20 protein-coding genes are annotated in these 17,528 nt (G+C 63.1%); 9 read left to right on the top strand and 11 right to left on the bottom strand.

What is annotated here, in order from left to right:
- Position 1: 1 nt before the first annotated feature.
- Positions 2 to 508, bottom strand: a complete 507-nt coding sequence (locus KJQ96_RS09025) for a hypothetical protein (RefSeq protein ID WP_213286310.1) — start codon at positions 506 to 508, stop codon at positions 2 to 4.
- 241 nt (positions 509 to 749) lie between these two features.
- Between KJQ96_RS09025 and KJQ96_RS09020 the strand changes: the two genes are divergently transcribed.
- Both KJQ96_RS09020 and KJQ96_RS09015 read left to right on the top strand, forming a co-directional pair.
- A complete protein-coding gene (locus tag KJQ96_RS09020) occupies positions 750 to 959 on the top strand; it encodes a hypothetical protein (RefSeq protein ID WP_213286309.1) in 210 nt (69 codons plus the stop codon).
- Between the two features lie 252 nt (positions 960 to 1,211).
- Positions 1,212 to 1,673: a glyoxalase/bleomycin resistance/extradiol dioxygenase family protein gene (locus KJQ96_RS09015; protein ID WP_213286308.1), complete on the top strand. Its 462-nt coding sequence runs from the start codon at positions 1,212 to 1,214 to the stop codon at positions 1,671 to 1,673.
- A 105-nt stretch (positions 1,674 to 1,778) separates the two neighbouring features.
- Here the strand turns inward: KJQ96_RS09015 and KJQ96_RS09010 are convergent, their stop codons facing one another.
- The gene (locus KJQ96_RS09010; RefSeq protein WP_213286307.1) at positions 1,779 to 3,311 is read right to left on the bottom strand and encodes an acyl-CoA carboxylase subunit beta; all 1,533 of its coding nucleotides are present in this window, start codon (positions 3,309 to 3,311) and stop codon (positions 1,779 to 1,781) included.
- A 138-nt stretch (positions 3,312 to 3,449) separates the two neighbouring features.
- On the opposite strand from KJQ96_RS09010, the gene KJQ96_RS09005 reads away from it, so the two are divergent.
- A complete protein-coding gene (locus KJQ96_RS09005; protein ID WP_213286306.1) occupies positions 3,450 to 3,857 on the top strand; it encodes a DUF4260 domain-containing protein in 408 nt (135 codons plus the stop codon).
- Positions 3,858 to 3,879: 22 nt separating this feature from the next.
- Here KJQ96_RS09005 and KJQ96_RS09000 read toward each other — a convergent pair whose 3' ends face one another.
- Positions 3,880 to 5,181 (bottom strand): serine hydrolase, encoded by a 1,302-nt coding sequence (locus tag KJQ96_RS09000; RefSeq protein WP_213286305.1) that lies wholly within the window; start codon positions 5,179 to 5,181, stop codon positions 3,880 to 3,882.
- A gap of 234 nt (positions 5,182 to 5,415) precedes the next feature.
- Between KJQ96_RS09000 and KJQ96_RS08995 the strand changes: the two genes are divergently transcribed.
- The gene (locus KJQ96_RS08995; RefSeq protein WP_309142385.1) at positions 5,416 to 5,940 is read left to right on the top strand and encodes a hypothetical protein; all 525 of its coding nucleotides are present in this window, start codon (positions 5,416 to 5,418) and stop codon (positions 5,938 to 5,940) included.
- 8 nt (positions 5,941 to 5,948) lie between these two features.
- On the opposite strand, the gene KJQ96_RS08990 is transcribed toward KJQ96_RS08995, so the two are convergent.
- From KJQ96_RS08990 to KJQ96_RS08970, 5 genes are all read right to left on the bottom strand, one after another.
- Positions 5,949 to 6,767 carry a penicillin-binding transpeptidase domain-containing protein gene (locus tag KJQ96_RS08990; RefSeq protein WP_213286304.1) on the bottom strand — a complete coding sequence of 273 codons (819 nt, stop codon included), beginning with the start codon at positions 6,765 to 6,767 and terminating at the stop codon, positions 5,949 to 5,951.
- A 132-nt stretch (positions 6,768 to 6,899) separates the two neighbouring features.
- Positions 6,900 to 7,166 carry an EscU/YscU/HrcU family type III secretion system export apparatus switch protein gene (locus KJQ96_RS08985; RefSeq protein ID WP_028349018.1) on the bottom strand — a complete coding sequence of 89 codons (267 nt, stop codon included), beginning with the start codon at positions 7,164 to 7,166 and terminating at the stop codon, positions 6,900 to 6,902.
- Positions 7,163 to 8,752, bottom strand: coding sequence for a flagellar hook-length control protein FliK (locus KJQ96_RS08980; RefSeq protein WP_213286303.1), 1,590 nt, complete (start codon positions 8,750 to 8,752; stop codon positions 7,163 to 7,165). Before KJQ96_RS08980 ends, KJQ96_RS08985 begins: the two co-directional genes overlap by 4 nt.
- A gap of 71 nt (positions 8,753 to 8,823) precedes the next feature.
- Positions 8,824 to 9,597: an ATP12 family chaperone protein gene (locus KJQ96_RS08975; protein WP_213286302.1), complete on the bottom strand. Its 774-nt coding sequence runs from the start codon at positions 9,595 to 9,597 to the stop codon at positions 8,824 to 8,826.
- 218 nt (positions 9,598 to 9,815) lie between these two features.
- Positions 9,816 to 11,018: an RluA family pseudouridine synthase gene (locus tag KJQ96_RS08970; protein ID WP_213286301.1), complete on the bottom strand. Its 1,203-nt coding sequence runs from the start codon at positions 11,016 to 11,018 to the stop codon at positions 9,816 to 9,818.
- A gap of 128 nt (positions 11,019 to 11,146) precedes the next feature.
- Here KJQ96_RS08970 and KJQ96_RS08965 point away from each other — a divergent pair, with 128 nt between their 5' ends.
- From KJQ96_RS08965 to KJQ96_RS08945, 5 genes are all read left to right on the top strand, one after another.
- A complete protein-coding gene (locus KJQ96_RS08965) occupies positions 11,147 to 12,091 on the top strand; it encodes an alpha/beta hydrolase (RefSeq protein ID WP_213286300.1) in 945 nt (314 codons plus the stop codon).
- Between the two features lie 131 nt (positions 12,092 to 12,222).
- On the top strand, positions 12,223 to 12,684 hold the full coding sequence (locus KJQ96_RS08960; protein WP_213286299.1) for a hypothetical protein: 462 nt from the start codon (positions 12,223 to 12,225) through the stop codon (positions 12,682 to 12,684).
- Positions 12,681 to 13,361, top strand: a complete 681-nt coding sequence (locus KJQ96_RS08955) for a helix-turn-helix domain-containing protein (protein WP_213286298.1) — start codon at positions 12,681 to 12,683, stop codon at positions 13,359 to 13,361. The genes KJQ96_RS08960 and KJQ96_RS08955 overlap by 4 nt, the downstream gene beginning before the upstream one ends.
- A gap of 11 nt (positions 13,362 to 13,372) precedes the next feature.
- A complete protein-coding gene (locus KJQ96_RS08950) occupies positions 13,373 to 13,768 on the top strand; it encodes a TfoX/Sxy family protein (RefSeq protein WP_213286297.1) in 396 nt (131 codons plus the stop codon).
- A complete protein-coding gene (locus KJQ96_RS08945) occupies positions 13,765 to 14,052 on the top strand; it encodes a YciI family protein (protein WP_213286296.1) in 288 nt (95 codons plus the stop codon). The genes KJQ96_RS08950 and KJQ96_RS08945 overlap by 4 nt, the downstream gene beginning before the upstream one ends.
- An 18-nt stretch (positions 14,053 to 14,070) precedes the next feature.
- On the opposite strand, the gene KJQ96_RS08940 is transcribed toward KJQ96_RS08945, so the two are convergent.
- Genes KJQ96_RS08940 through KJQ96_RS08930 form a run of 3 tightly spaced genes read right to left on the bottom strand, consistent with a single transcriptional unit; the run spans position 14,071 to position 17,512 of the window.
- Complete coding sequence (locus KJQ96_RS08940; RefSeq protein WP_213286295.1) at positions 14,071 to 14,784, bottom strand: tetratricopeptide repeat protein; 714 nt, start codon at positions 14,782 to 14,784, stop codon at positions 14,071 to 14,073.
- Positions 14,781 to 16,118, bottom strand: a complete 1,338-nt coding sequence (locus KJQ96_RS08935) for a replication-associated recombination protein A (protein WP_213286294.1) — start codon at positions 16,116 to 16,118, stop codon at positions 14,781 to 14,783. The genes KJQ96_RS08940 and KJQ96_RS08935 overlap by 4 nt, the downstream gene beginning before the upstream one ends.
- On the bottom strand, positions 16,115 to 17,512 hold the full coding sequence (locus tag KJQ96_RS08930; RefSeq protein WP_213286293.1) for a DegQ family serine endoprotease: 1,398 nt from the start codon (positions 17,510 to 17,512) through the stop codon (positions 16,115 to 16,117). The genes KJQ96_RS08935 and KJQ96_RS08930 overlap by 4 nt, the downstream gene beginning before the upstream one ends.
- Positions 17,513 to 17,528: the final 16 nt, after the last annotated feature.

Here is a 17,528-nt window from a genome sequence, read left to right as displayed (position 1 = left end):
GTTACCCACGACCAGCCTTGCGGTCTGCTTCCACCAAGCTCGCAGCCAGATGCCCCAGCCGGCGCGCAGAATGTCCGTGATTCTCGCTCGGACTGCTAGTTCGGAGAGCGGTCCGAAGCGCTGCCACCTCCCCCTCAAGCCGCGCCGTCGCCTCCCTGGCGGCTTTGGTCTCAGCAGACGCCTGCAGCAGCTCGGCGATCAGGTGATCAGCGCGCTGGCGTTCGTACTCGAAATCTGCGCGGTGACCGGCTGCCCTGGCCTCCAACTGCGCAACCTCGGTCTGCAGCGTTACGACGAGCGCCCTCAACTGGGCGGCCTCGCCCGCCCGGTGACCGCCCGGTGGGTGTGGCGTATGCTTGACTTGAGTGAGATCAACGCTCACCAGAGCCTTCCCGTCCTCGGAAAGCGAGCGCGGCAATCGGAGCCGCCTGGCAAGCGAACGGGCGGCCGCTGCCGAGATGTTGAGGCGGGCGCCCAGGGCTGCATAGGTCAGAATCTCAACGGACATCGGCTGTTCTCCTCGAACGAACCGCACTGGAATCGTCTGATGATGACCGGATAGTCTCCTTAAGTTAGGGGCCTTATGGTTAACAAACGGTTAAGGGACAACCAGGTGGCGGCTTGAGCGGGCCGCGGCCGCCACTTTGCTCAGCCGGGGTGGTGAATCCCACCGGGATTGGGCTGTGCAAGCTGTGCGAGATCAACGGGTTGCGGTATATTCCGCCCATCGCGGCTGAGGCGCGATAGAGATGGATGACGAACAGCTTGCTGACCTGCACCGATTCCTAGCCGACTACCACCGAAGACTCGCCAAGGAAGCGGTGCTCGACGTAGTGCAGCAATACCACTCCGACCTTGCGCAACGGCTCGCCGACGAAGCCGCGCTGATCCCAAGACGAACGGCGATCGCGCAACGGCTGCGCGAGGGCGAGCAGCGCATAAGGGACGAAGAGAAGTGACGGCAGTTTCGTAGGACCTCCCTGACAGTTTCGCGAACGGCTGCAGGGGGCGGCGAATACGATTTTGTTCCTCTCTTGCCGGCTTCGTCGGCTAGGGGAACTTGGCAGCGGACACACGTTGACGCGGCCGCCAGTGCGCGGACCGCAGCCGCCACACTTTGCTCAAAGACTGGATCGAAAATCGCGGGCAAACCAATAAGCGGGCTGGGCCGTTCTGCATGGATCAAATCCATCAAACCAGAGGAGACAGCCATGGCAACACAGGTAAAGCCGGTTCCCGAGGGATTTCACACCGTCACGCCTTATCTCGTCGTCGATAGGGCGGAGAGGGTCATTCGCTTCATGAAAGAGGCCTTCGGAGCCGAACCGGTATTCGAGCCTATGATGGGGCCCGACGGCAAGGTTATGCATGCGGAGTTCAAAATCGGAGATTCCATCGTGATGATTTCCGATTCCTCGGAGCGTGCACAGGCAACATCCACCATGCTGTATCTGTACGTACCCAACGTCGATGCAGTTTATCAGAAGGCGCTGAAGGCCGGCGCGACATCGTTGATGGAGCCCGCGGATCAATTTTATGGCGACCGCAGCGGCGGCGTGAAGGACCCGGCCGGCAATAGCTGGCACATCGGCACCCATATCGAGGACGTATCGCCGACTGAGCTCAAGAAGCGCGCGACGGAGTTCATGAAGCAGCAGCACAAGGCGGCGTAGCGAACGCGTAAGCTTCGTAGGGTGGGCAAAGCAAAGCGTGCCCACCATCCAGATATCCGGCGGCAATGGTGGGCACGCTTCGCTTTGCCCACCCTACAGCGCCTGTTACAACGGCAAATTGTCGTGCTTCTTCGCCGGCATCTCGACCTTCTTGTCTTTCAGCATCGCCAGCGCCCGCGCGATCCGCTTCCTGGTCGAATGCGGCATGATGACATCGTCGATGTAGCCGCGCTCGGCGGCGATGAAGGGGGACAGGAAGCGGTCCTCGTATTCCTTGGTGCGCTTGGCGATCGCCTCGGGGTCGTTCATGTCGGCGCGGAAGATGATTTCGACGGCGCCCTTGGCGCCCATCACGGCGATCTGGGCGGTCGGCCAGGCGTAGTTCATGTCGGCGCCGATTTCCTTGGACGCCATCACGTCGAAGGCGCCGCCATAGGCCTTTCGGGTGATGACGGTGACGAGCGGCACCGTGCATTGCGAGTACGCAAACAGCAGTTTTGCGCCGTGTTTGATCAGCCCGCCATATTCCTGCGCGGTACCCGGCAGGAAGCCCGGCACGTCGACAAACGTCACGATCGGGATGTTGAAGGCATCGCAGAAGCGGACGAAGCGCGCGGCTTTCCGCGACGCGTCAGAGTCGAGCACGCCCGCCAGCACCATCGGCTGGTTGGCGACGAAGCCGACCGTGCGGCCGGCGATGCGGCCGAAGCCGGTGACGATGTTTTTGGCGAACGCTTCCGAGATTTCGAAAAAGTCGCCCTCGTCCACGACCTTGAGGATCAACTCCTTCATGTCGTAGGGCTTGTTCGGATTGTCCGGGATCAGCGTATCCAGCGACATGTCCACGCGGCCGATGTCGTCAAAACTCGGCCATTCCGGCACGCCGTCGGTGTTGTTGGACGGCAGGAAGTCGATCAGCCGGCGCATCTGCAACAGCGTCTCGACGTCGTTCTCGAACGCGCCGTCGGCTATCGAGGAGCGCGTCGCATGCACCGAGGCGCCGCCGAGTTCTTCCGCCGTCACCACCTCGTTGGTGACGGTCTTCACCACGTCGGGGCCGGTGACGAACATGTAGCTGGTGTTCTTCACCATGAAGATGAAATCGGTCATCGCCGGCGAATAGACGTCGCCGCCGGCGCAGGGGCCCATGATGACGGAGATCTGCGGGATCACGCCCGATGCGATCACGTTGCGGCGGAACACGTAGGAATAGCCCGCGAGCGCCGCCACGCCCTCCTGGATGCGCGCGCCCCCGGCGTCATAGAGGCCGATGATCGGCGCCCTCGCCTTCATCGCCATGTCCTGGAGCTTGGTGATCTTTAGCGCGTGGGTCTCGGACAGCGAACCGCCGAACACGGTAAAATCCTTGGCGAACACAAACGTCTTGCGGCCGTTGACGGTGCCCCAGCCGGTGACGACGCCGTCACCCGGCACTTTCGTCTTCTCCATGCCGAATTCGGTCGAGCGGTGCTCGACGAACATGTCGAATTCCTCGAACGAGCCCTTGTCGAGCAGGAGCTCGATGCGCTCCCGCGCGGTCAATTTTCCGCGAGCGTGCTGCGCCTCGATGCGCTTCTCGCCGCCGCCGAGCTTGGCGCCGGCGCGCCGTTCTTCGAGGGTGTCCAGGATGTCCTTCATGCTGCTTCCGCCCGCCTTTTGAGTAACGATTTGAAGGCCTTCTAGCATGGCCTTTTCGGAAGCGGAAACACCCTCATCCCGCCTCTGGTACCGCGGCCCGGCGCCTCCTATATGGGCATCCTGACTATGGGGACCGGAATGACCGATACCGCAAGCGCCGACACCTCGGGCGCCGTTACAGGGGGGGTGCGAACGGTGCTGCTGCTGGAGGGATTAGCGCTCTTTATCGGTATGACGCTGCTTTACTATATCTGGGACGGATCGTGGTGGGTCTACGCCCTATTGTTCTTCGTGCCTGACCTCAGCTTTGCCGCTTATCTGGGAGGACCGCGAACCGGGGCCTTCGTCTACAACGCCGCGCACAGCTACCTCGCGCCGATGGCAATCATGACGACCGGATTTGCCACCGCCGCGCCGCTCACGCTCTCGATTGCCATGATCTGGCTGGCCCATATCGGCCTCGACCGCGCGCTCGGCTACGGGCTGAAATACGCCACCGGTTTTGGCTTCACGCATCTGGGGCGGATCGGGAAGCCTTCGAATTGACGTTGGCTACGTTTGCATCACGCTAAGGCAGGCGCCTGCCCGGCAGATGCTTGCCGTTCTGATGCAGCCTCAGCGACGACACCACACCGCCTTCGGACCTTGCGAAGCTGACCTGGGCGTCGACCACGCGATAGAAAAATTCGGTCTCGCTCTCGGCGTAAACCTCGATCTCGGGCTGTGCCGTCGCCTGGATGAACAGCCGCGCGCCATCGGCGCGCACCGTCAGCGCGAAGGTCGGTGACAGCTCGTAACGTCCGGCATAGGCCGCAAGCACGGCAGGATCGACCGGCACCTCGCGGCGAATTTTTGCGAGCGGGTATGCCGCATTAATGAGGTGCATGCCAAGCGCGATATTTGGGTTATAATCAGCCGCATTGGAGAGCACGATGCAGTTTCGTCGGGTTTTGGTCGAGGAGCCGATGAAGCTTGCATAGCCGCCGGTACCTCCACTCTTCCAAATCAATTCATCGCCGAACCGCGACGAAATGAACCAACCCAGCGCCACGTCGCTCTCCTCCATCATTGGACGGCGCCTGGAAAGCGTCATCTTCAGCGCCGAGGCGACCGGCCCGTCAGCGGGATCCATGCACATCCGCAAGAATTTCATCAGATCGTTCGCCGTCGAACGGAACGCGCCGGCGCCGGCGAGCACTGAAAAATCCCAGTTCGCGACGGGTGTCAGCGCGTCGCTGTGGCCGCGCGCCAGACGTTGCTGCATCGAGCTCGAAAGCGTGATGCGCGTATCCTCCATGCCGAGCGGGGCGCAAATCCGCGAGACCACCAGATCCTCGTAGCTCTTGCCGGCGCGCAGTTCGAGGATGTGGCCGAGCAGGCCGAAACCGAGATTGGCGTATTCGTAGTGGCTGCCGGGCTTGTGTGCGAGCTTGTGGTTCGAGAGAAAGTCGTAGAGCTGCTCGGAGGTGTAGTCGATATAGGGATTGCTCCAATCCTTCGGCGCGAAATTCGACGGCATCCGCGGCAGGCCCGACGTATAGGTCGCAAGGTCCATCAGCGTGATCGGCGCACCCTCGAAATCGGGCATCCTGACGCTGGCAGGCAGATATTTCGCCGCAGGGTCATCAGGTGCGAGCTCGCCGCGAAGCACCATGTCGGCAAACACCAGCGCGGTGAATACCTTGGTGATGGAGCCGATCTCGAAAACCGTGTCGCCATCGAGCGGCCGATAGTCGTGGGAGCCGGATTGACCATACGCCGTGATGCCGTGCCGGTCGCCGTCAAGGAAGGCGGCAACGAGGCCCATCGTTTCACGGCCGACATCCACCCTCTCCTTGAGGATGGCGGCAACATCCTGCCCCGGTGACATCTGGGCCCAACCCAATCCGGCTAAAGCGAAAACGCCAAGCCTCCTAACAGCACCGAGCGACGATGCGGCATGCACGATCCCTCTGGTAGCCATGGCAAGCTAGTACAACTTGCTCCCGCGCACCAGTCGATCGGGCTACTGCCGCCGATCCAGGATATCGGAGAGGCATTGCTACAATCTCGGGCAACGGAACCTCGCAGCACACTTGCCGGTGAAGGAACCGTGAGCCGTTTGATGACGTTGATTGCCAAACCGAAGGAGGCCCATCAGATGTACGGATCCAATCTCACGAGAGCAGCGCTTCTTTTGGCATCACTCAGCCTGACCGCCAGCGCGGCGATGGCGGCACCTGCCTCGCCCTTCACTGCGATGGCGGGTACATGGTCAGGCGGCGGCGTGCTCAGCACCAGTGACGGACAACGCGAGCAATTGCGCTGCCGCGCGTCTTACGACGTCGCCGGAAGGGGCGATCAGCTTCAACTCAACCTGAGGTGCGCGAGCCAGAGTTACAATTTCGATCTCGCAAGCGAGGTGGAATACCGTGGCGGCGCGATTTCGGGCTCATGGAGCGAAGCGAGCCGCAATGCTTCCGGAACGCTTACCGGGCGCGCCGCCGGCGATCATGTCGAGGCCGCCGCCCGAGGCGACAACTTTTCGGCTCACCTGTCGCTGACGACCCGTGGCGGCAAGCAGACAGTATCGATCCAGCCCCAGGGCACCAACGTCACGTCAGTCTCGCTGGCGCTCAGCCGGCGCTAACCGGAGGGCTAGATCGCGACGATATCGGCGAGGCATTGCTGCACCACCGTCATGCGGGCGGCGATGTGGCTTTGCTCCTTGCAGTCCATGTTCATGGCGAACACCGTCTGCTGGCTGCCCTTCTCGGCCCAGCCGACCATCCAGCCCAAGGACGGCTTGCCCGCTTCCGCGCCCAGCAAGCCGCTTTTGGCGCGGATGGTGGCGTCGCCGACCTTCGTCACGGGGAGGATGCCGCGGGTCAATTCCTGGCTGCGCTTGGAGACCGGCAGCACGCCGCGCCGCAGCCGATCGATGAAATCGATCTGCTGGATCGGATCGATGCGCAAATTGCCACTCAGCCAGAACTGGTCGATGCCGCCGCCGATGTCGCGGTTGCCATAGTCGAACAGGTCGACATATTTCTGCATGCGCTCCTGCCCGATGCGGCGCGCGATCTCCTGATAGACCGGCACCACTGAAGCCGCGATCGCCGAACGCAGCGTATGATCCTTGTTCCAGGGCTCGATGCTGCGCGTCACGCCGTCCCACTTGAAGACGTCCTTGTCCGGATCCTCGACCACACCGGTCTCCAGCGCGATGATCGAATTCGGAATCTTGAAGGTCGAGGCCGGCAGCCTGCCCTCGCCCGAGCGCACCTTGTCGCTGGCGATGATGAGATAATCGTCCACCTTGTAGCCAACGAAGGTGCCGGTCGTGCCGAGATCGAAAAACCGCTTGGAAAAATCGTCGCGAAACTCGCTGCGCTGATAGGAGACATTGGCAAGACCGCGCGCGGGCAACAGAGTGGTCGCGGCAAGCAGGCCGAGCGCATGACGACGATTGATCACGAGGATATCCGAACTGATTGAGGAATGCCGACGATGCAGATGGCATCGTGGAAAAACTATGACAGGCGGGCCTTTAGTTGCCCTGTGTTCCCGGCGCAAGCCGGCATCCGCTCGCGCAAAAAACTACCGCAATCAGCGGATCCGTCCCGACAGCCGCAGCACGAAGATCAGGACTTCAGCGACCGCCTTGTAGAGCTCCGGCGGAATTTCGTCGCCGATTTCGACATGGGACAAGGCGCCCGCCAGCACCTCGTTCTCCTCGATCGGGATATCGTGTTCCCGGGCCAGCTCGATGATCTTCGCGCCGATGACGCCCTTGCCCTTGGCGACTACCCGCGGCGCGCCGGTCTTGTCATAATGCAGCGCGACCGCAAGCTTGCTTCTGGTTTCGACGCTCATAGCGCGCGATCCAGAAAATGACCGGCACGGGCGGCGGGCGCGGTCTGCGGCGGCGCGCCGTCGCGGATCACGATATCGCCGGGCTGCAAGTCGGCCCGGCTGAGCGCCTCGCTCAATTGCGATGTCCCGGCGCGCAGTTGCTCTGCGGTCGCGGGCCGCTCCGCCCAGAGCCGCACTGAAGTTTTGTCGCCGGTCAGCGATATCAGCGCGTGAACCGGACCGGCCGGCTCGACATCGAGGGAAAATCGCGCGCGCCACACCCGCTTGACCGCCTCGACGGCCTCGCTGCCGCCATCGCGGGAAATCTCGAACTGCGCCATCGCGGTGCCCTGCGGCGTCACGAAGGGAATTTCGAAATTCCAGCGTGGCGCCGCGACGTCGGCTTTTGGCCCCGCATGATCGATGCGGTCCGGCAAGGAGGCGACCTGCAGCAGCGTCTGCCGCGCAATCGCGGCATCGGTATCATCGAGCAGATGATGCGCGGTCGCCTCGAGCGGCGCATGCGGCGCGATGGTGGGCGAAGCCATCGGCTGTGCGGCCGGCAGTCCGCCGCGGATGGGCGGCGGCGGGGTGTTGGTATGGAAGGTGACGTCGCCGCCCCGAACGTCCTTCGGCGTGGCTGTGGCACTCCTGATTGGAACACCGAGTTCCTGCAGCGCTTCCTGCAGCAGCTTCAGCGTAGCGCGGGCATCAGGCGGGGCGGCCAGCGCGCTTCGGGTGGCATGGACCGGCAGCGCAAGATTTTCGGCTGCAAGCAATCGCGCCTGCGGCAGCAGGATTTCCGGCACATCGAGGTTGGGCGACAAGGACGGCGCAAGGCTCGCAGCGGCCTGTGGCGGCGCAGCTTGTTGCGCCCCGGCCGGTGTCGCCGGCGAGGCGGTCGTCGAATTGACGCCGAGCGCCGACTGCAGTGTCTGACGCAGCACGATCAGCGCGGCCTTGAGATCGGGTACGCCGCTTGGGGGGACTGAGCCCGACGCCAGCGACGCTTCGAGGAAGATTCCGGACTTCTGGAATGCCGTCTTGATGTCGGCGCCGTCGAGGTTCTGATCGAGACTGGTCTGTTGCGCCAGCACCTGCGCGATCGCCGCTTGCAATTTCGGCGGCAGATTGCTGGACGAAATCGCCGCGCCCAGATTGGCAAACAGCGGCGCCAGGCTGTCCTGTTCGGTCGCCGCGGCTTGGGCGACGGCGGAGACGGCCGCGCGCTCCAGCGGCGTCAGCACGTTCTTCGCCGACACGATGGCCGGCCGATTGACGGCCACATCGGCCAGCGCATCTGATGATAAGGTGACGGCGTCGGCGGATGCCCCGGCGGCATCACTGCCCTGCCCGACCACGGCCAGGCGGATGCCGTCCTTGGTCTGCGATACCGCAAGCTGCAGGTTCTGGCCTTGCTGCAGCGGAATTTCCGTGGCCGCGTCGATCGAGAGGCTGGCGATCGCAATGCGCACGAGATCGGCGGAGAGTACTTTCAGCACCTGGGCGTTGACCACGCTGCCGGGCTGCAGCACCAGTTCGGGCGCCACGCTGCCAGCTTCTTGGGCTGATAGCACCGGGAGAACGGGATTGATGGAAATCGCCATAGTGTGAGGTCTCGGCCAAGCCCGAAGCCTACCCCGCCGCCGTAAACCTCTCCTTAACCGGCAGCAGGCGCTTAGGCCTTCAGGGCGTCCAGAATGGTCACCGCGGCGCGGAAATCGACCAGCCGGGCGGCCCGGCGAGCGGCCACCTCCTCGTCCACGCCCCATTTCTCGGCGTTCCAGTCGTCATCGACATGGGCGGCCGCCCAAACCTGGTCGGAATCGAGGGCCCCGCGCAGCAACGCCAACGCCAGTAGCGCGGAGCCTGTCAACGTCGTCACCACATGCAGCGCCGCCACGGCCCAAGGGTCGGCCGGAAACACACTACGGGCGGCCTTGATCGCCTGCTCCGGCTGGGTCACATGCACAATCCCCTCGGACAGGATGAAATGAGCCCCGAGTTCGTTCGCGGCCCATGACAGCACCGGGTCCCAATGCGCGGCTTCCCGCGCGACCAGCGCCTCGGGATGGCCGGCGCGGTAGAACAGCAAGTCGGAGCCGAGGTATTTTTCGACATCGTCGGCGACGGCATCGACGCGATCGGCGACCTCGGCGACAGAATTGGCGAAGCGCGTCAGCGGCATCGTAAGGGGATCGATGGTCTCGCCTTGCGCATTCCATTCGGCGGCGATGTGCTCGGCAATGCTGGTTGCCGGCGCTATGACCTGGCGGCCGGAAGGCGTGCGGATCGGCTTGCCATCCAGCGTCACCGCAAACCCGCCATCGGCCGGTGCTACGCTGGCTTCCTTGTAGATGCGCTTGCGCTGGGGCGCGCGCGTGGCGCGGCGCACTGCTTCCGTCGGATCGAGCGGAGACTGTCCGGCAACTTCATCGAATAGTTCGCGCATGCGGCTTCCAGCAGGTCGGTGATAATCCAATCCCGACAATACGATGCCGGCGGATGCAAATAAAGGCGATGAGGAAGTTAGGCCAGCAAGCTGCGATGCTGGTTCTGACGGCTGAAGTTCCGCTCGCCGGAAATGCGGGTTCTCGAGATCCAGGTTCCGTTGCGTCATTCCGGGTCGCGACGAAGTCGCGAGCCCCGGAATGACGATCGCCGTCGCTGTTACTCCTCCGGTGCGTTCTCGATCGGATCGAACCGGTCGTGCTCCAGCCCGAGCAGATTCCAGGATTGCAGCATGTGCGGCGGCAGCGGCGCGCTGACATCGATCACGCCGCCGCGCGGATGCGGGATCACGAGCCGCCGCGCCAGAAGATGGAGCCGGTTCTGCAGGCCGCCCGGCAGATCCCAGTTTTCCTTGTTGAAATATTTGGGATCGCCGACGATGGCGTGATCGATATGCGCCATGTGGGCGCGCAACTGGTGGGTTCGCCCGGTAACCGGCTTCAGCGACACCCAGGCGAGCTTCTGCGCCGAGGTCTCGACCACGGCGTAGTACGTCACCGCGTGGCTCGCGCCCTCGTCGCCATGTTTTGCGACCCGCATGATACTGTCCTCCTCGCTCTCCTCCTTGGCGAGATAGGTCGAGATGCGGCCCTGCTTCGGCTTCGGCACGCCCGCCACCAGCGCCCAGTAAATCTTGCGCGCGGAGCGGTGGCGGAACGAGCCGGTCAGTGCGGTGGCGGCGAATCGCGTCTTGGCGACCAGAAGACAGCCCGACGTTTCCCTGTCGAGCCGATGCACCAGCCGCGGCTTCTGCCCCTTGGCGTCGCGCATCACCTCCAGCATTTGGTCGACATTGCGCGTGATGCCGGAGCCGCCTTGCACCGCCAGCCCCGCCGGCTTGTTCAGCACCACGACGTCGGCATCTTCGTAAAGCGTCATCTCCTTCAGGGCCTGCAGCGTCTTGGTCGCGGCTTCAGAGAGAGGACCCGTTCCCTTCGGCGCATCGAGCCGCAGCGGCGGAATGCGAACGCTCTGGCCTTCTTCGAGCCGGTCCTTGCTGTCGGCGCGCTTGCCGTTGACGCGCAACTCGCCCTTCCGAACGATGCGCTGGATGTGGGAGAACGACAGGCCGGGAAAGCGCGCCTCGAGGAAGCGGTCAACGCGCATGTTGTTTTCGTCGGCGGTGACGACGACGGTCTGAACCTTGGTCGGCAGCGGAACTTCTGCCTTGGTCTTTTCGGGCTCTGCCACCACGAAAGCCGGCTTCTCACGGCGCGGTTCGGCAAACCGCGCAGGCTTGCCGCCCGGACGGGTGCCCTGCGGCCGGTCGCCAGGCTTCTTGCTGCGGAAGGGCGTGGCTCCCCTGGGACGGTCGCCTGATGTACGCGACTTGGCTAGCGGTTTTCGGTCGCGGCGGCTCATCTGGTTTCGCTCCAAGGGGTAGATCGTTGCCTAGCGCAAATGCAGCGGATCGTCACGGTGAATTCGGTGCCAATCCCGCGCCGGATCGGCCAAACTAGGCCAATTTCGACGATGCGTGGGAAGCCCGGATGGCCTTATCAAGATTGGCGTTGATCGTTGTGGCGGCAATGTTCGCGAACGCGGCCGAAGCGCAGCGGAGCCCGATGCCGGAGCATATCGCGCAGGCACTGTTGGAACTCGGCCGCGTCATCGATCCGCCCAGGACCTTCGCGCTGTATGCGCCGCTGCAGGAAAAAGAGCCATATCAAGGCGTCAAGTTCGAGCGGGACGTCAAATACGGTCCGGCCGATCGCAATCTGCTCGATATCTTCATGCCGGACACGGCTGCATCTCCGCGGCCGGTGCTGATCTATGTGCATGCCGGCGCGTATGTAGGCGGCAACAAGCGCACGACGCCGACCAGCCCATTCTATGACAACATCATGCTGTGGGCGGTGAAGAACGGCTTTATCGGGGTGAACGTGACCTATCGTCTCGCACCGCAGGCGCCCTGGCCGGCGGGCGCCGAGGATCTGGCCACCGCGGTGCAGTGGGTTGCGGACAAGATCGGCGAGCGCGGCGGCAATGGCGCGCGCATCTTTCTGATGGGGCACTCTGCCGGCGCGGTTCACGTCGCGACCTATGTCTCGCATCCCGAACTTCACAAGATCAAGGGCGGCGGCATCGCCGGCGCGATCATGATCTCGGGCATTTACGACCTGACCGCGATGCCGCTTGCCGATACCCAGCGCGCCTATTTTGGTGACGATGCCGCGCGCTATGCCGAACGATCCTCATCGAGAGGTCTGGCAACGACCGACATTCCGCTGATGATGGTTGCCGCCGAACTGGATCCGGAAGGATTCGTGGTGCAGCTCGATCTCGGGAAGCGGGCCACCTGCAAACGGGCCGCCGGATGCGCACGCGCTATCCTGTTGCCGCAGCACAGTCACATGTCGGAGGTGTATTCGATCAACACTGCCGACACGCGCCTGACCGATCAGATCCTGGATTTCGTGAGGACGGGGAAATAGCGATAGAGATCAAGGGCATTTACGGCCTCGCGCCCAGGAACGCCGCACGGCGACGCTGCCGCCCACGAATATTTTGACTCCATATTTTATAGTATGTACTATAGAAAATGTAGTACGATGGAGCTATTCCGATGTCAGCAACGTCCGATGTTGCCCGTCCGACCGGCGCCCGGGGCTTTTGGCTTGGCTTTGCCGCCTATCTGCTTCCCTCGTTTCCGATCGCCTATGTCTGGCACCTCGTCCTGTTCGAGCAGAAGTACCACGCGCTCCAGATCTATCGCGACGAGCCGGTGATCGCGTTCGGGCTGGGTTCGATGATCATCCAGGGCGCGATTTTCTCGTGGTTGTTCCCGCGCGTATTTGCACAACGTAGCGGCTCGTTCCTGAAAGACGGGCTCTTGTACGGACTTGGCGCTGGCCTGCTGTCATGGTCGTTCACCACGCTCGCGGTCGCAGCCAAGCATGTGATGGCTTCCGTGCCGGAATACGTGCTGCTCGAAACCGCGTTCACGATCCTGCAATTCGCAGTCGTGGGGCCGTTGATCGCCCTCGCCTACCGTCATGATGCGGAGGAACCAAGCTCGACTGCATGAGCAATCTTCACTATCCGCAATTCTGTGCACTCGCCCGCGCGGCGGAGATCATCGGCGAGCGTTGGACTCTGCTGATCATCCGCGAGCTTCTTCTTGGGCCGAAGCGATTTGGCGATCTCCTGAATCATCTTGACGGCATGAGCCCCACCTTGCTGACAACGCGCCTCACCGCCCTGATCGAGTGCAACGTCGTACGGCGGACCGCCTTGCCGCCGCCGGCCAATGCGCAGGTATACGAATTGACCGAGATCGGTCGGGAAATTCAGCCCGCGATCCGGGAGTTGATCCGCTGGGGCGGCCGCTTCCTGTTCCCGCCGGTGCCCGGCGACACGTTCGAGCCGGATTGGGTGCTGCTTGGCCTCGACGCCATTGCAAAGCGTTCCCCCGCGCCGGAAATCAGGATCGGGCTTGTCGTCACCCATGGCAAGAAATCGGCAGGCTTCACCGTCGCGGGCGGCGGCTTCGGGACGGCGATTGAGAGAGGCATCACCGATTGCAAGGGAACGCTGGAAGCTCCGTTCGACGCGATGCTCCAGATTGTCGGGACGAGCGTGTCCCTGCAGGACGCGATCGATGCGAAGCGCGCCAGCGTGAGCGGCTCGATGGCCCTCGTCCGCAAGCTTCCCCTTCTGTTCGACCTTGCGGAACGCCGGCGCTTAACGCCCGCTGCAAACTGACGGAGGGGCCGGTGGTCTGGACGAAATCACCGCAGTCGCTGATCGACCTGTTCGACAAGTCGGTTCCGCCAGGCGCCAATATCTCCCGCCGCAAGATGTTCGGCTACCCGGCGGCCTTCGCCAACGGAAATCTGTTTATCGGGCTGCACCAGAACGATTTCGTCATGCGGCTCTCGGAGAAAGATCGCGCCCGGTTCAGCGCCGAATTTGGCGAACGGGTTTTCGAGCCCATGAAGGGCCGGCCGATGCGTGAATATGTTCGGTTGCCAGAGGAGCTACTGGCCGACGCGGAGAAGCGCGCATCCTGGATCGATCTTTCGCTGCGATATGCCGAGGCAATCGCGCCGAAGGTGACGTCTCCAAAGAAAAAGCAATTGCCCCGATCGATGAAAAGGAGCCGAGTATGAAGAAGTTCGTGCTGTTGCACTACGGATTTGAAAAACCCACTCCAGAAATCATGGCCGCCTGGGGCAAGTGGTTCGAGGCAACCAAGCCCCATACCGTGGACATGGGTGGCTTCGGCAATGGTCGCGAAATCTCGAAAGGCGGAACGAAGGACCTTCCGCTCGGACCCGACTCCATCACCGGCTTCACAATCGTCAACGCGGCAAGCCTCGACGACGCCGAGAAGATGGCGCAAGGCAACCCTTTCATTTCGAGCATTCGAGTCTACGAAGTAAGGTCCGGCTGACGCGGAAGATCACCGGCACTATTTGCACTGCGCGGCGCTTCTCACCATGGTCAGGTCGGCTCCGGAGTTGTTGGACGGACGCTTCCTGGCGGCTTCATCCGCCGCTGCGCAGGCCGCCGCGTCACCATTCTGGAAGCGCGCGATGGCGAGATTGGTCCAGGCGTCGCCGAAATTAGGCGCATCCTTGACCGCCTGCTCCAGCACGGGCTGCGCGTCGCGCGGGCGTTTTGCGATCAGCAACATGCGGCCATAGTCGGCCCTGAGCGCCTTCACCGGATTGGGCTGTTTGAGCGCGATCCTGAACAGCTCATCGGCGGCATCGAGATCATTGAAGCGAAATTGCGCGACCACCGCGAGGCCGTGATAGACGGCGCTCTGCTCCGGTGAAATGAGAAACGCCTGGTTAAATCGCAGAGCGGCCTCACGTATCTTGCCGGTGTTGACGGCCCTCCAACCGCGCAGGGTTATTTCGTCAAAGGCTTTTTCGCGAGAGCCTGTTGCGCCGATGATGGCGCTTACGAATTTCTCATCGGCGGCCTTCTCCTCCGAATTCTTGACCGCAAATCCGAAAAACGGCTGCTCGTTGGTCGGCGCTGTATAGCTTCGCTTTGTCACCTGCACGCCCGGCGCCACCTCGACGCCGTCAGCCGCGGCAGCAAGCGGCGACGCCAGCATCACTACACATGCGACGGCCCGAATAGCCTGCCTCAGACAATTCTCGAAACTGTTCATTCGCGCTTGTCCCGTTCCTTACGCATCTTGGCCCAGTAATCCAGCCGCTTGCGAATCTCGCGCTCGAAGCCGCGATCGGGCGGATCGTAGAAGGTCTGCCGCCCCAGCGCTTCCGGAAAGTAGTCCTGTCCGGAGAACGCGTCCGGCGCGTCGTGGTCGTATTCATAGCCCGCGCCATAGCCTTCCGACTTCATCAATTTTGTCGGCGAATTGAGGATGTGTTTTGGCGGCAGCAGCGACCCGCCCTCCTTCGCCGTGCGCGTCGCCGCGCCGAAGGCCTTGTAGGCGGCATTCGATTTCGGCGCGGTGGCGAGATAGATCACGGCCTGCGCGATCGCGAGCTCGCCCTCGGGAGACCCAAGAAAATCGAAGGCATCCTTGGCAGCATTGCAGATCACCAGCGCCTGCGGATCGGCAAGCCCGATATCCTCCACCGCCATGCGCACGACGCGCCGCGCCAAAAACAGCGGGTCCTCGCCGGCGTCCAGCATGCGCGCAAGGTAATACAGCGCGGCGTCGGGGTCCGAGCCGCGCACCGACTTATGCAGCGCCGAAATCAGGTTGTAGTGGCCATCGGCAGATTTGTCGTAGATCGGCGCCCGGCGCTGCAGAATCTCCTGCAACTGCGCAGCATTGAAGATTTCGTCCCTGCGCGCGGCGCGCCAGACCTCTTCGACCAAGGTCAGCGCGGCACGGCCGTCGCCGTCGGCCATCCGCACCAGCACGGCGCGCGCCTCGGCATCGAGCGGCAATTTTCGGCCCTCGACCCTCTCGGCATGGGCAAAGAGCTTTTCGATCGCGGCGGCATCGAGCGAATGAAACACCAGCACGCGCGCGCGAGATAGCAGCGCGGCGTTGAGCTCGAATGACGGGTTTTCCGTGGTGGCGCCGACCAGCACGACGGTGCCGTCTTCCATGACAGGTAGAAAGGAATCCTGCTGCGCGCGGTTGAAACGATGCACCTCGTCGACGAACAACAGCGTGCCCTTGCCCATTTCGCGACGGGCGCGCGCCGCGTCGAAGACCTTCTTCAAATCGGCGACGCCGGAAAATACCGCCGAAATCTGCTCGAAATGCAGTTCGGTGGCATCCGCCAGCAGCCGCGCCACCGTGGTCTTGCCGGTGCCCGGCGGTCCCCAGAACACCAGCGAGCCCAGCGTGCGCGTCTCCAGCATGCGCGTCAGCGCGCCGTCGGGACCGAGGATGTGGTCCTGTCCGACGACATCGGCGAGCGAGCGCGGGCGAAGCCGGTCGGGAAGCGGACGCGGCGCATCCTCCTCCATCCCTGCCGCAGCAAAGAGATTGGTCGCCTCGCGGGGTTTCTTCGGGCTCATCCGCCGAGCGTCACGTTGATCTGCTGGCCGCCGCGCACCACGACGATGCGCCAGAGCCTTGAGCCGGCTTTGGATGCCTTATCAAGGTCGCTCGTCTTGCCGATCTTCTGGTTGTTGACCGCAAGGATAATGTCTCCCTTCTGGAAACCGACGCTTGCCGCGGTGCCGCCGTCGGCGAGGTCGATCACCACGACGCCCTCGGTCTGGGAATCCAGATGCAATTCGTCGGCGATCGCCGGCGAGATATTGGCGATCTTGGCGCCCTGGAACGGCGAGCGCGCGGTGAGCACGATTTCATCGCGGTTGGTGTCGGGGGCTGTCTCCAGCGGAACCGTGACCTTGACGATCTTTCCGCCACGCTGCACGTCGATCTGCGCGGCGCCACCGAGCTGCCTTGTGGCGAAGCGGTAGTCGAACGCATTGGGTTCGTCGATTGGCTGCCCTTCGATGGCGACGATCAGATCGGACGGCTTCAGGCCGGCGCGCGCGGCCGGGCTGTTTGGTGTGACATTGGCGACCAGGGCGCCGTTCGGCAGTTTCAGCCCCAGCGTCTCGGCGATTTCAGGCGTCACTGCCTGCAGTTTCGCACCCAGCCACGGCCGCTTGACGGCCTTGCCGCCGCTCTTGGCGGAGGCCACGACCACGCGCACCATGTTTGCGGGGATCGCAAAGCCGATGCCCTGCGAGCCGCCGGAGCGCGAGAAGATGGCGGTGTTGATGCCGACCAGTTTGCCGGTCATGTCGACCAGCGCGCCGCCGGAATTGCCGGGATTGATCGCCGCATCGGTCTGGATAAAGAACTGGTAATCGGTGACGCCGACCTTGGTGCGGGCCAGCGCCGAAACGATGCCGTGGGTCACGGTCTGGCCGACGCCGAAGGGATTGCCTATCGCGAGCACGACGTCGCCGACCAGCAATTCATCGGAATTGGCAAAGTCCAGCGTCGCAAATTTCTCTTGTCCGTCCTTCACGCGCAGCACGGCGAGATCCGTGCGGCTGTCCTTCAGCACGATCTCGGCCTCGAACTCGCGCTTGTCGGCGAGCGAAATCTTGACCTGATCGGCGCCCTCGATGACGTGGTTGTTGGTTACCACGAGCCCCGAGGCATCGACCATCACGCCCGATCCCAGTGAGCGCTGCATCTGCTCGGGCTGCATGCCCGGCACGCCGAAGAAGCGGCGGAAGATCGGGTCATCCAGCAGCGGGTTGCGATTCTGTACGGTCTTGGCGGCATAGACGTTCACCACTGCCGGCTGCGCACGCTGCACGATCGGCGCGTATGACAGCCGCAGTTCGGCGCCCGAGGATGGCACGCGCCGATCCTGCGCCAGTGCCGGCGTTGCAACCACTGCGGAAACCAGCAGCAAGGCGAAAGAGCGGATCGTCAACGTCATGCAAGAATCCCAAAAT

This window comes from Bradyrhizobium sp. sGM-13, from assembly GCF_018398875.1.
In the GTDB taxonomy this organism is placed as follows: Bacteria; Pseudomonadota; Alphaproteobacteria; order Rhizobiales; family Xanthobacteraceae; genus Bradyrhizobium.
This window is presented reverse-complemented; position numbering and strand designations above follow the sequence as displayed.